The sequence below is a fragment of the Streptomyces sp. NPDC052910 genome, from assembly GCF_055585605.1.
This window is the reverse complement of sequence record NZ_JBVJJR010000008.1, coordinates 76,184-89,171: the sequence shown is the minus strand read 5'-3', so window position 1 is coordinate 89,171 and position 12,988 is coordinate 76,184. Positions and strand designations below refer to the sequence as shown.

The 12,988-nt window shown below is 73.6% G+C and carries 11 protein-coding genes and 1 pseudogene; 7 read left to right on the top strand and 5 right to left on the bottom strand.

Annotation, left to right across the window (positions count from 1 at the left end; all coding sequences use genetic code 11):
• Window positions 1-26: 26 nt before the first annotated feature.
• The 3 genes from ACZ6X9_RS26115 to ACZ6X9_RS26105 form a co-directional block, all read right to left on the bottom strand.
• Entirely contained in the window at window positions 27-359 is a 333-nt protein-coding gene (locus tag ACZ6X9_RS26115) for a hypothetical protein (protein ID WP_469780443.1), read from the bottom strand.
• A gap of 201 nt (window positions 360-560) precedes the next feature.
• Window positions 561-1,772: a helix-turn-helix domain-containing protein gene (locus tag ACZ6X9_RS26110; RefSeq protein ID WP_469780645.1), complete on the bottom strand. Its 1,212-nt coding sequence runs from the start codon at window positions 1,770-1,772 to the stop codon at window positions 561-563.
• Between the two features lie 374 nt (window positions 1,773-2,146).
• A complete protein-coding gene (locus ACZ6X9_RS26105; protein WP_469780442.1) occupies window positions 2,147-3,427 on the bottom strand; it encodes a glycosyltransferase family 4 protein in 1,281 nt (426 codons plus the stop codon).
• A 391-nt stretch (window positions 3,428-3,818) separates the two neighbouring features.
• Between ACZ6X9_RS26105 and ACZ6X9_RS26100 the strand changes: the two genes are divergently transcribed.
• Complete coding sequence (locus ACZ6X9_RS26100; RefSeq protein ID WP_469780441.1) at window positions 3,819-4,508, top strand: response regulator transcription factor; 690 nt, start codon at window positions 3,819-3,821, stop codon at window positions 4,506-4,508.
• On the top strand, window positions 4,508-6,070 hold the full coding sequence (locus ACZ6X9_RS26095; RefSeq protein WP_469780440.1) for a sensor histidine kinase: 1,563 nt from the start codon (window positions 4,508-4,510) through the stop codon (window positions 6,068-6,070). Before ACZ6X9_RS26100 ends, ACZ6X9_RS26095 begins: the two co-directional genes overlap by 1 nt.
• Here ACZ6X9_RS26095 and ACZ6X9_RS26090 read toward each other — a convergent pair.
• Both ACZ6X9_RS26090 and ACZ6X9_RS26085 read right to left on the bottom strand, forming a co-directional pair.
• On the bottom strand, window positions 6,030-6,482 hold the full coding sequence (locus tag ACZ6X9_RS26090) for a hypothetical protein (protein WP_469780439.1): 453 nt from the start codon (window positions 6,480-6,482) through the stop codon (window positions 6,030-6,032). The two genes, ACZ6X9_RS26095 and ACZ6X9_RS26090, sit on opposite strands and share 41 nt — an antisense overlap.
• Window positions 6,483-6,635: 153 nt before the next feature.
• On the bottom strand, window positions 6,636-7,361 hold the full coding sequence (locus tag ACZ6X9_RS26085) for an SDR family oxidoreductase (RefSeq protein WP_469780438.1): 726 nt from the start codon (window positions 7,359-7,361) through the stop codon (window positions 6,636-6,638).
• A gap of 134 nt (window positions 7,362-7,495) precedes the next feature.
• Between ACZ6X9_RS26085 and ACZ6X9_RS26080 the strand changes: the two genes are divergently transcribed.
• The 5 genes and pseudogenes from ACZ6X9_RS26080 to ACZ6X9_RS26060 all read left to right on the top strand — a co-directional run bounded on the left by ACZ6X9_RS26080 (window position 7,496) and on the right by ACZ6X9_RS26060 (window position 12,794).
• Window positions 7,496-8,458 (top strand): LysR family transcriptional regulator, encoded by a 963-nt coding sequence (locus tag ACZ6X9_RS26080; RefSeq protein WP_469780437.1) that lies wholly within the window; start codon window positions 7,496-7,498, stop codon window positions 8,456-8,458.
• Between the two features lie 150 nt (window positions 8,459-8,608).
• Window positions 8,609-9,112 (top strand): annotated as a pseudogene (gene uraD, locus ACZ6X9_RS26075) (2-oxo-4-hydroxy-4-carboxy-5-ureidoimidazoline decarboxylase); the annotation flags it as partial.
• Window positions 9,113-9,190: 78 nt separating this feature from the next.
• A complete protein-coding gene (uraH, locus tag ACZ6X9_RS26070) occupies window positions 9,191-10,288 on the top strand; it encodes a hydroxyisourate hydrolase (RefSeq protein ID WP_469780644.1) in 1,098 nt (365 codons plus the stop codon).
• A gap of 6 nt (window positions 10,289-10,294) precedes the next feature.
• Window positions 10,295-11,305, top strand: coding sequence for a factor-independent urate hydroxylase (gene pucL / locus ACZ6X9_RS26065; RefSeq protein ID WP_469780436.1), 1,011 nt, complete (start codon window positions 10,295-10,297; stop codon window positions 11,303-11,305).
• Window positions 11,306-11,441: 136 nt separating this feature from the next.
• Window positions 11,442-12,794: an 8-oxoguanine deaminase gene (locus tag ACZ6X9_RS26060; protein WP_469780643.1), complete on the top strand. Its 1,353-nt coding sequence runs from the start codon at window positions 11,442-11,444 to the stop codon at window positions 12,792-12,794.
• Window positions 12,795-12,988 lie beyond the last annotated feature (194 nt).

Here is a 12,988-nt window from a genome sequence, read left to right as displayed (position 1 = left end):
GGTGGCCCAATTGCCGTATCTGACCATCAGCCCCGGCCCCTCTCGGCCGGCGAAGCGCCCGGCGCCGGTTTCCTGAAGTGCACGAAGCCGTTGTGGGCCTCGATCGCGGTGACGAAGGCGCGGTACCGCTCCTCGGTGCGGGGCAACATGGCGGGGTGCACCGTGAGGAGAACTTTGGCCCCGCGTTCCGTGAAGCAGCCGATGGCCCGGTCGAGGTACTTGCGCTCTGTGGACCGGCCCTGCTCGCCGATCCAGGCGATCGTGCCCACGACGTGCCAGCCGAGCGCGTAGGCGCAGTCGCGGCACTCCTGCCGAGCAAGCGCCAGATCGGCGGCGGTTGTCGCATGGACGTAGATCACGCAAGGGAACGGCCGGACGGACGACTCGAATCCCGAGGCAGCATCCAGGAGACGGCGTCGGCGCGCACGGTCGTTCGCCGAGCGGGGTGGTTCAGGGTTTCCCGGCATGCCTGCATCTTGGTGCGGCGAGCGCGGGGAGAGAACCGACGAAGCGTACGACCACCCAAGACAACTCAGGGTGACTCGTATGCTTCGTATGAGTCACACGATCAAGGGCACGCCGATGAGTTCGCCGATCCTGCGGGCCCTCGCCGAGGAGACCTTCGCCAGGCGCCGCCCGATCACCCCGGGGAGAGCCTGGTGCCGCACCCATTCGGGAGCTTCGAGCCCCACCTCGACGAGGGTGTCGCCGGCCTTGTCGTAGAGCCCGGCGGCACATTGGGCGAGAGCCACGTCGAGCCTGTACCGGTTCCTCGCCACCTTGGACATGGTGCGGGGAAGGTTTTGCATCCCGGGTTCCGTGGCGAGCTTCAGCGCGCGCCCGAAGTTCTTCAATGCCACGTGGACGCCCACGGCTTCGGCCTTGGCCGCTGTCGGCCCGAAACTCGTACCGTAGAGGTCCACGTCCCGGCCGAGTCGGGCGGCTGCCGCCGTCGCTTGCGACAGGTAGTTCTGCGCCGAGTCCTCGTCCTCATGGCGGGAGGCGGCAACCGCAGCGGAGATCATCAGCCGTCCGTAGGCCACCAGTTCCGGCTCCGACGCGCGGCTGAACCTCGGCTCCACCGTCAGGGCGGCGCGCTCGGCGACCGCCATGGCCCGCGGAAGCTTGGCGCTGCGCAGGTACACCCACGACAACGTCGACTCGAGAAGGGCGAGCAGTACCGGGTCACCGGCACCGGCGGCCCACCGCTTGGCCGAGGCCAGCGCCCCGAGGGCGAGATCCCGCTGCCCGAACCCGTTGGCACAGGACGCCGCCACCCGGTATGTGCTCGCCAGGATCGCCCCGAGCCGCTCCCGTTCGGCGTCCGTCGCGGTCGCGTACCGGGCGTGCCCCTCCAGAAGGACCTGGGAAGCGAGTGTGCTGACCTGGACGTTGTCACCCGCCCAGTACGCGGCCCACGCCTCGTCCCGGGCGCGGGTGAGCTCCGCGACGCCGCTCGGATCCTCGATCGCGTCCCAGTCCCCCAACGCGCTGTCGTGGACGGCGTCCGAAAGCCGTCGCAGCGCCGTGCGGTCCTCACGGTTCATACCGTGCCGCGGCGCCTGCTGACCGAGCAGCACGGACACATCCGTGCGGAGCGCGGCGGCGAACTTCAGCAGGGACCCCACGGAGAGGTCTCCCTTGTCCTGCTCCGCCTTCTGCACCAGGGCCAGGGACACGCCGGCAGCCTCGGCCAGCCCCTGTTGCGTCATGTCGGAGCCGCGCAGAGCCTTGATGCGCTTGCCGGTCGTCAGATCCGCCCAACTGGCCATGGCCACCCCAAGAGATCGCAGAGCTTGGTGCCTTCCCTCCCGATGGTAGGCATGGCGGCGCGGCGCCCGTGCCGGTGCCGGACGGCTGAGGCGCCGGCATTGCGGCTCCTGAACGGCGGAGGAGCGGGGCTCGTATGCCCCGTACGAGTCCCGCGCCGCATGCGGCAGAAGTGGAGAGGGACCGCAGTATCGTGCGATCCGACTGCGCCCTGGCCCGGCGCGGGGCCTGCTGCCCCCGGGGCCCGGCAAGGACGCGACGCGGTACAACAGTTGACGGTCGGGGCGGATCGTCGGGAGTCAGGCCGGTGAGCGCCCGGGCCGGGCGGCGGCCGGACGGAGCTTCCGTCGTGGGGACGCGACCGGGCGTACGCAGATCAACGGACGGGGCGCCTCCTCACCGCGCCCCGCGCGGCAGAGCGCAGCGCGTGTGCCGTGTCGATGGTGGCGGTGCGTGCTTGGTGGGCCGCTTCCCGTAGGGGGCCGAGGGAGCGTTTGCCGGGGCCGTGGGTGAGGAGGTCCCGGTAGAGGGCGAGGTGCTGTTCGGCGATGTGGTCCGGGGCGAAGCGGGTGGAGTTCCGGTGGGCCGCCTCGCCCATGCGGTGGCGCAGGGCGTCGTCGCGGATCAGGGCGCGGAGTGCGGCGGCCAGCCCCTGGACGTCGCCGGGGCGGACCAGGCGGCCGTCGACTCCGTCGGTGATGATCTCGCGCGGCCCGCTGGGGCAGTCGGTGGCGACGACGGGGAGGCCGCAGCGCATGGCCTCGACGATGGTCATGCCGAACGACTCGCGGTCGGAGGAGGAGACGGCCAGGGACGCCTTCGCGAACTCGGCCTCCAGCGACCCGACGTGGTCGTTGAGGGTGACGTGGCCGTTCAGGCCCAGGGTGTCGATGAGGGCGGTCAGGGCGCGCCGCTCGTCGCCGGTGGTGTCGCCCCTGCCGAAGATCCGTAGCCGCCAGTCGGGGTGGGCGGTGACGACGTCGGCGAAGGCCCTGATGAGGAGGTCGTAGCGCTTCACCGGGATGAGCCGTCCGGCGGCGACGACGACCTTGGCGGTGCGGGCGGCCGGGTCCGCGGTCGCGGCGGGGACGCTGTTCGCGATCGCACGTACCCGGACGTCGGGCAGGCCGAGCCGCCGGTAGTCGTGGGCGTCGGCTTCGGTGACGGTGGTGAGCGCGTCCAGCAAGGGGTAGCGGTGACGTATCTCGTGGCGCATGCGCAGCCCGTGGCCCGAGAGGGTGAGGTGTTCCTGGCCGACCCGGATGGCGGCGGGGTGGGCCTGCCGGGCGATGTGCACGTTCAGCCCCGGTCTGGTGCCGACGATCACGTCCGTCTCCAAGCGGGACAGGAAGTGGCCGATGCGTTCGTCCGTGAGGCGGCTGTACTGCCGGTGGCGGCCGTCCGCGCGGGGGAAGATCCGGGCGGGCCGCGCGTGGCGGGGGTCGTCGCCGTCGTAGTGCGGGGAGTCGCGCCACAGGTCGACCAGGTGCGTCAGCCGTACGCCCGGCGGTGCGCCCATGGCCGGCGTCTCGCGGTAGCGGAGGGCCGAGATGATCTCCACTTCGTGGTGGACGGCCAGGGCGGCGGCGAGGTTGAACGTCGACCTGATCGTGCCGCCGATGGTGTAGGCGTTGTGGAGGAGGAAGGAGATACGCATGGGGGGCACGCCTCCGGACGGCTGAGGGTGGGGCGGTAGGGGGCGGGGCGCGGGCGCGGGCGCGGGGGTGGGGGTGGGGGTGGGCGGCGCCGGGAGGCGACGGACCGGCCGGGGGGCGGGGGAGGCGGTACCTGGCAACCGGGCCGAACCTGGCAACCGGGCCGTGCCTGGCAACCGGGCAGCACCCGGAAACCGGGCAGCACCCGGAAACCGGCCGCACCCGGAAACCGGGCCGCATCCGGGAGCCGGGAACGGCGAGCGCGTCGGCCCCGCCGGTGAGACCTCCCCGCCGCGACCGGGACACAGCATGCACGAAGCAGCCCAAAGACGATCTGAAAATCCCAAAGGTCATCTTCAGGAAAAAGAACCCATGGCGTGACAGGCTGTGCCCGTGCACGCCATCCTGGTCGTCGAGGACGACCCCCAGCTCGGGCCCGCACTCAAGCGCGGTCTGACAGCCGAGGGCTACCGCGTCGAACTCGCCCGCGACGGCGCCACCGGACTGGAGCGGGCCCTGGCCGGCGACCACGCGGCCATCGTGCTGGACATCATGCTCCCCGGTCCGAACGGCTACCGCATCTGCTCCGCCCTCCGCGCCGCGGGCCTCACCACGCCCGTGCTGATGCTCACGGCGAAAGACGGCGAGTACGACGAGGCGGAGGGGCTGGACACCGGCGCCGACGACTACCTGGTCAAGCCGTTCTCCTCGGTGGTCCTGCTCGCGCGGCTGCGGGCCCTGCTGCGCCGGGGCGCCACCGCCGCCGCCGACCGGTCCGTACTGCGCGCCGGCGACCTCTGGGTGGACGTGACCTCCCGCCGCGCGGGCCGGGGTGCCGTCGAACTCGCCCTGACGCCGAAGGAGTTCGCGATCCTCACCTGCCTTCTGCACGCGCCGGACCGCCCGGTGTCCAAGGAGGAGATCCTCGACGAGGTCTGGGACCCGTCCTACACCGGGGGCACCGCCATCGTGGAGGTCTACATCTCCGCGCTGCGCAAGAAGGTCGACGCGCCCTTCGCCACCCACAGCATCGAAACCGTCCGCGGACGCGGGTACCGCCTCACCCCCCGCGAACAGCCCTGATGGCGGCCCGGAAGCCCGTCGGCCCGCGAGCCCTGTTCCGCCGTCTGCCCGGGCAGGCGCGCATCGCGCTCGTGGCGGGGGTCACCGCCCTCGTGCTGTTCGGCGCCGGGGCGTGGTGGCTGTTCGGGCACGTCCGGGAGAACGCCTACACCACGACGAACAACCGGGCGTACGAGCTGTCCGTCCAACTCGCCGCTCAGGCGGCCGCCGGCAAGGAGGTCCTCGGCGACCCCCTGCGCGGCTGGCCGCTCATCCAGCTCGACCGGGCCGGCCGTACCGTCGCCGCGACCGGCGGCACCCAGTACCTCAGCGGCCTCAAAGATCTCCTCCCGTCAGCCCCCGCCCAGCCGCCCCACCGGGCGGCCGGCAGCCCGGAGCCGGGCACGGTCCACGTCGGCGCGGTCGACGAGCGCGAACGCGACCGCTTCCACCGCTCCGACGGAACGCTCAAGCCGCCGCCCGTCAGCGACACCTCCGCCGAGCAGAAGGCCCTCATCGCCCACCGGCAGGCCCACGTCCTCGCGCACCGCACCATGACCGTCTTCGCCACCGCCGTGCACGTGCCCGCGCGCCTGTGCCGCCTGCCCACCGAAGCCGACGGGTCGTGCCGCTCCACCCTCTACGTGCTGGTGCCCCCGAGCGACGCCGAGTCGGCCACCGTCCCGCTGCGCACCCCGCTCACGGCCGGTGTCCCGCTGGCCGCGCTGCTGGTCGCCGCCGTCGCCTGGGCCGCCGCGCGCCGCTCGCTGCGCCCGGTCGAGGCCATCCGGCGGGAGGTCGCCGAGATCACCGACACCAGTCTCGACCGCCGCGTCCCCGTCCCCGACGCCCGCGACCCCGTCCGCCGCCTGGCACTGACCACCAACACCACACTGGACCGGCTGGAGGCCGCCGTGGAACGCCAGCGCCGCTTCGTCGCGGACGCCTCGCACGAACTGCGCTCACCCGTCGCCGCGCTGCGCTACGAACTCGAATCCGCGCTCGCCCACCCCGACACCGCCGACGCGCACCGAACGCTCCGCGACGCCCTCGCCGCCACGCGACGCATCGACACCCTCACCGAGGACCTGCTCCTGCTGGCCCGCCCCGACCGCCCCGCCGCCCGGTCCCTCACCGACCTGGCCGGCCTCGCCGCGGAACTCGTCCACGAGTACCGGCACCTCGGCCACCCGGTCACCCTGCGCGCCGGCCCGGACCCGGTCCCCGTCCGCGGCGACGGCGTCCGGCTCCACCGCCTGCTGCGCAACCTCCTCGACAACGCCGTACGGCACGCGCGCACCGCCGTCGTCCTGGAGGTCACCACCGACGGCCGCGCCCACACGGTCACCGTCCACAACGACGGCACGCCCCTGGCCCCGGACGAGTACGAGCTCGTCTTCGAACGGTTCACCCGGCTCGACGAGGCCCGCGCCCGCGACACGGGCGGCAGCGGTCTCGGCCTCGCCATCGCCAGGGACATCGCCGAACGCCACCACGGCACCCTCACCGCCCACTCCGACCACCCCCGCCCCGGCACGACCTTCACCCTGACCCTCCCCGGACCACCGGAAACGGGCGCGTGAACGCGTTGACCGGGTGGCCGATCCGGAGGGACGGAGGAGTGGGCGGCGGCCGGGGCTTCCCGCGACAGCCGGCCGCCCCGGCCGCGGTCTCCGGCCGGCCGGGGCGGCGGCGTGGCTCCGGGTACCCGCCGGCCGTCGGGGGCGACGGCCAGCGGCGGTACGTCACGTACATCTTGTGGGAGTGGATGGACGCGGCGACCTCGTCCATGGGCTTGACGGGGCTGCTGATCGCGGCGCCGACCTGGTGGACGTGCCAGGGCGTGTCCGGGAAGTCGGCGGCGCGGCGGGCGCCGACCAGGATGCCGTCGGTGCCGCGCAGGAGCATCCACTGGGCGTTCCACCGGACGAAGGCCGGGCCGCAGGTGATCTGCCAGTGGGGCCTGTTGGTGATCGAGCCGCTCCTGTACGGCATGGTCTGGTTGTCCGCGTCGCGGTACCCCTGGTAAACGGAGGTGCCGGACTGGCTGTGGGCGACGGGACCGGACGTCGGTGAGACCCGTGAGCGGGGGAGGCCTCCGAGGCGGCGGGGTTCCTGAGCCGGTGGGGCCCCCGTCGGCTGCCGGGGTCACCAGGGTACGGTCCGCCCCTCGTGGTCGACGAAGTGCAGGCCGGGCCGGCCGCGGTGGCGTTCGATCGTCTCCGCCACGCCCGGGACGCTCTCCTCGACGGCCAGGTCGGCTGCCGGGCCGCCGAGTTCGGTGCGGACCCAGCCCGGGTCCAGCAGGAGCAGGGTGCGGGGGTCCGAGGTGTGGCGGGCGGCGTGGCAGCGCATCAGTTGGTTGAGGGCGGACTTGCTCGCCCGGTAGAGGTCCTGGCCGCCCTCGGTGTTCAGGGAGACGCTGCCCTGGTCGGAGGACATGACGCCGATGGCCCCGGTCGGGGCGACCAGGGGGCGGAGCCACTCCACGACGCGCATCGGGCTCAGCGCGTTGGTGACCATGACCTCGGTGAACATGTCGGTCGGGACCTCACCGACGGGGAGATCACCGCGCGTTATCGCGGCGTTGACGAAGAGCAGGTCGAGCGTGCGCGATGTCAGGCGGTCGCGCAGCGACGCGATCTGCTCGGGATCGGTCATCTCCAGGGACTCGACGGTCAGCCGGCCCTCGGACGTGTCGGCCAGGTCGTGCAGGCCTGTGCGCCGGGTGCCGCGCACCGTGCCGATGACGTCCCAGCCGCGACGGAGGAACTCGGCGGCGAGCCCGAGGCCCAGGGTCCGGGAGGCCCCGACGATCAGGGCGGTCCGGCGGGGCTCGGTCGCGGTATCGGTCGCGGCCTCGATCTCGGTCATGTGATTCCTGTTCTGGGTGGGAGCCGGGAGGGGCGGTGGTGTGGCCGGGGGGGGGTGACGAGCAGGGCTTCAGTCTCCGAGCGGGCCCCGGCGGGCGTCCAATACCCTTCCCGCCCCATTGATACCGTTCGGGCATGGATCTGGACCTGCGCAAGCTCCGCTACTTCGTCGCGGTGGCCGAGCACCGGCACTTCGGGCGGGCGGCCCGTGAGCTGTTCATCGCCCAGCCGGTGCTCAGCCGACAGATCCGGGCGTTCGAGGCGGAGTTGGGGTGCCGGCTGCTCACCCGCACCACGCGCAGCGTCGAACTCACCGCCGCCGGAGAGAAGTTGTACGAGGAGGCGCGCGGCATCGCCGCGGTCGTGGACGCCGCGCTGCGGCGGGTGCGGGAGGCCGACCGGGGCGAGCAGCGGCTCGTCGTCGCCTTCTCGCCCGGCCTGCACGTGTCGGACGCCATCCGGGCGTTCGCGGCGCGCCACCCGGAGGTGGCGGTCGACGTGTTCCCGCTGCGCTGGTGGGAACAGGACGCGCCGTTGCGCGACGGCCGCGCGCACGTCGGGTTCCTCCGGCGGCCCTTCGACGACGCGGGGTTGCGGACAGTCCCCATCGGCCGCGAACGCAAGGTCGTATGCCTGCCCGTGACGCATCCGCTGGCCGCCCGCCCGGCGCTCACGGTGGCCGATCTCGACGGGGAGCCGGTGCTCGACGTCAAGACGCGCCGCACGTCCTCGCTGGAGGAGAAGTTCGAGCTCATCGCCAGCGGGCAGGGCCTCGCGCTCGTCCCCCTCAGTGTCGCGGGCTCGTACACGCGCCCCGACCTCGTCTACCTCCCCGTCACCGACGCCCTGCCCGTCGAGACCTGCCTGGCGGTGCCGGAGAGCGGCCGCGCCGGGCCCGCGGCGGCCTTCCTGGACATCGCCACCGCGACCCTGCGCGGCCTGCCCGACGGATCGCGCGGCGTCGACGCCTCCGGTGGCTCCGGTGGATCCGGCGGCTCCCGTGGCTCCGGCGCCGGTCACGGGTCGGGTGGTGCCGGCGCTACCTCCGACGGTGGCTGGTTCGACGAGCTCCACGCCAGACGGGCGCCGGGCCGGTAGGGAGCGGCTGCAAGGGGTGTGCATGAGCCCCGTGTTGGCCGGGTATCCCGCCAGTCGTGGTTTTTCAACAAAGTGTTGACGCCGAGGTGTCCAGGGCGTTAGCTGTGCGCAGCGCGTCCGAGTGCGGCGAGAAGCGCCACGGAGGTTCCCGTGTCTTCGAGTTCGGTGCCGGGGCTCACCCGGTTCAACACGGCGGACGACAGCGCGGCCCGTGCCGCGCTGTCGGAGGTGTGCGCGAGCACGGCGTGGGTCGCCGAGGTCCTTGCCGGCCGGCCGTACCCCGACGTCCGGGCGCTGCTGGCCGCCTCCGACGCGGCGGTGGCGCGGCTGGACGAGACGGGGCTCGACGAGGCGCTCGCCGGGCACCCGCCGATCGGCCGGCCCACCCCCGGCGACCCCGTCTCCGCCGGTGAGCAGCGCGGCATGACCGGTGCGCCGCCCGGTCTCGCCGCCGAGATGCGCGAGCTGAACCTCGCCTATCAGGAGCGGTTCGGCCACGTCTTCCTGATCTGCGCCAGTGGCCTGACCGCCGAGGAACTGCGCGACGCCCTCCGGCGGCGGCTCGGCAACCCGCCCGAGCGCGAACGAGAGGTCTCCAGAGCGGAGTTGGGGCGAATCAACCGACTACGGCTGGCCCGGCTCGCGGGCGCCGAGGCGCGGAGCGGCCTTGAAACGGCGCCCGCGGGGACGGCGAGCGGACCCGCAACGGCGCCCGCAGGGACGGGGAGCGGGGTGAGGGACGGCCGGGAGGACGACTTCGCCGGAGGCGGGGGCGGGCCCGAAGTCGCCCTTGCCGGATCGGGGGACGAGCCGGCGGCCGCCCTCACCGGGACCGGGGGCGGGCCGGATGCCGCCTCCTCCTGGGCGGGGGGCGGGACGGAGGAAGCCCTCGGAGACGGGCCGGAAGCCGCCCTCACCGGGGCGGGGAGCGAGGCGTCGGCCGCCCTCGCCGGGCCGGCGACTGCCCGTGTCGGGTCTGAAGCGGCGCCCGCGGAGGCGGGGAGCTGGGCGGGGGACGGGCCGCAGGACGCCTTCGCCGAGGCCGGGAGCGGACCGGAAGCCGCGTCCGCCGGGGCGGGGAGCGAGGCGTCGGCCGCCCTCGCGGGGCCGACGGCAGCCGATAGCGGGTCGGCAACGGTGCCCGCAGGGGCGGCCCGTGGGGCGGGGGACGGGCCGGAGGATGCCCTCGCCGGGGCGGGGGGCGCGGCGTCGGCCGCTCTCGCCGGACCGGATGCCGCCCTCACCGGGCTTGAAGTCGCCCCTGCCGGGCTTGAAGTCGCCCCTGCCGGGCTTGAAGGCGACTCTCCCGGGCCGGAAGCCGCACCTGCTGCACTTGCAGGCGGCTCTCCCGGGCCGGAAGCCGCACCCGCTGCACTTGCAACCGGCTTTCCCGGGCCGGAAGCCGCGCCCGCTGCACTTGCAGCCGGCTCTCCCGGGCCTGAAACCGCCCCCACCGAGCCCGACGCCGGCCCTGAAGCCGGTCCCACCAAACCCGCCACCGTCTCCACTCACATCTTGGACACCGCCGCCGGCCGACCCGCCGCCGGGGTGTCCGTCACCCTCGCCGTCCGCGCCCGGAACGGCTGGGCGGCGGTCGGTGTCGCCGAGACCGACCGTGACGGCCGGTGCGGAAACCTTCCCGCGCTGCCCGGCGACGCCACCCACGCGCGGCTGTTGTTCGAGGTCGGGCCCCACCTGTCCCGTGAACGAGCCGGGGGCGCAGCGTTCTTTCCCGAGGTCACGACGGTCTTCGCCGTGGCCCCGGGGGAGCACTACCACGTACCGCTGCTGCTCAGCCCCTTCGGCTACTCCGTCTACCGAGGGAGCTAGCACGTTATGCCGGAAGCGCCTCTGCCCGAAGCCCCCCAGCCCGAAGTCGCCCAGTCCGAAGCCCTGACGCCCGGGGCCCCCGTCCCCCTGCCCGAAGCCTCCGGCCGTCCCGTCGGCCGACCCGTGCTGGGCCAGAACCAGTACGGCAAGGCCGAGTGCCACGTCGTCCGGGTCACTCGCGACGGCGCCACCCACCACCTCAAGGACCTCGTCGTCTCCGTCGCCCTCTCCGGTGCCATGGAGGACGTCCACCTCTCCGGTTCCAACGCCAACGTCCTCACCACCGACACCACCAAGAACACCGTCTTCGCCTTCGCCAAGGAGCGCGGCATCGCCTCGGCCGAGGAGTTCGGCATTCACCTCGCCCGGCACTTCGTCACGAGCCAGGACGCCATCCACCGGGCGCGCATCCGCGTCGAGGAGCACGCCTGGGACCGGATCGACGTACCCGGTGGCGGGGACGCCCGGCACTCCTTCGTCCGGGCCGGCCGCGAGACCCGTACCGCGCAGATCACCTATGACGGCGACGCGTGGCAGGTGATCTCTGGCCTCAAGGACCTCGTGGTCCTCAACAGCACCGGCTCCGAGTTCCGCGGTTTCGTCAAGGACCGTTACACCACCCTGCCGGAGACCGACGACCGCGTCCTCGCCACCGAGGTCAACTCCAAGTGGCGGTACGCGTGGACGGGCGACGCCGAGGACGCCCCCCGGTGGGACGAGTCCTGGGACGCCGTCCGCGGACACCTGCTGTACGCGTTCGCGGACACCTACTCGTACTCCCTCCAGCAGACGCTGCACGCGATGGGCAGCCGTGTCGTCGAACACCGGCCGGAGGTCGAGGAGATACGCCTCTCCCTCCCCAACAAGCACCACTTCCTCGTGGATCTGGCGCCCTTCGGGCTCAAGAACGACCACGAGGTCTACCACGCCGCCGACCGCCCCTACGGGCTCATCGAGGCCACCGTCCTGCGCGCGGGCGCGGAACCCGGCATCCCCGTGGACCTCACCTGTCTCTAGCCCCCACGTGCCTCCAGCCCCCCACGGCACCACGAGCACTTCCGGAGGAACAGTCACCGTGACAGCAGCACAGCCGACAGCACGGCCGACAGCACAACAGACAGCACAACGGACAGCACAGCCGCAGCGCACCGTCATCGAGAACTGCGCCCTGGCGACCGTGGACGCGCACGACACCGAACACGCCACCGGCCACCTCGTCGTCGCGGGCGAGCGCATCGAGTCCGTCGGCCCCGGGCCCGCCCCCGAGGGGCTCACCGGTGTCGTCCGCCGGGTGGACGCCACCGGCCACCTGGCCACCCCCGGGCTGGTCAACACCCACCACCACTTCTACCAGTGGCTCACCCGCGGCCTCGCCCAGGACGCCGTCCTCTTCGACTGGCTCAAGGCGCTCTACCCGATATGGGCGCGCATCGACGAGCCGATGGTGTACGAGGCGGCCCGCGCCTCCCTCGCGATGATGGTCCGCGGCGGCGTGACGACCGCCGCCGACCACCACTACATCTTCCCGCGCGGCAGCGGCGACCTGCTCGGCGCCGAGATCCGCGCCGCCCGCGAACTGGGCGTGCGGTTCCACCCGACCCGGGGCTCGATGGACCTCGGCGAGTCGGACGGCGGGCTGCCGCCGGACTTCGCCGTCGAGACCCTCGACGCCGCGCTCGCCGCCACCGAGGAGGCGATCGACACCCACCACGACCCGTCCCCCGGTTCGATGCTGCGCGTCGGCGTCGCCCCCTGCTCGCCCTTCTCCGTCACCACCGACCTGCTGCGCGAGGCCGCCGCGCTGGCCCGCCGCAAGGGCGTCCGGCTGCACACCCACGGTTCGGAGACGGTGGAGGAGGAGCGGTTCTGCAAGGAGCGGTTCGGGATGGGCCCGACCGACTACCTGGACTCCACCGGCTGGCTCGGCGACGACGTGTGGATGGCCCACTGCGTGCACATGGACGACGCCGACATCGCCGCCTTCGCCCGCACCGGCACCGGCGTCGCCCACTGCCCGTCCTCCAACGCGCGGCTGGCCGCCGGCACCGCCCCCGTCCCCGCCCTCCTCGCGGCGGGCGTCCCGGTCGGGCTCGGCGTGGACGGCACCGCCTCCAACGAGTCCGGCGAACTCCACACCGAGCTGCGCAACTCCCTCCTCGTGCACCGGCTGGCGGGCGGGGCCGACGCGTTGACGGTGCGTCAGGTGCTGCGGATGGCGACGTACGGCGGCGCCCGGGTGCTCGGCCGGGCGGACGAACTGGGCTCGCTCGAACCCGGCAAGCTCGCCGACCTCGTCCTCTGGCGCCTCGACGGCCTCGGTCACTCGACCGTCGCCGACCCCGTCGCCGCCCTCGTCCTCGGCCCGCCCGCGCCCGTCACCCTCTCCCTCGTACACGGCCGGACGGTCGTCGAGGACGGCCGGCTCACCACCGCCGACGAGGACGGCATCGCCCGCGCCGCCCGCGCGCAGGCCCGCCGCCTGGAACGGATCGCGGCGGGGGATTAGGCACCCCCTGGCCCCCACGACCCCCCGGCCCCTGGCCCCCACGCCCCCCGGCCCCCTGGCTCCCACGACCCTCCGGTCCCCAGGGCCGCGGGGACTTGCAGGACCCCCGGGGGCCCCGGAGCCACCCCGTGACCCCGGCATCCCGATGCCCCCCCGCAACGCCTCCGGAAACCGTGCTGCTTCGCCGGCGGTAC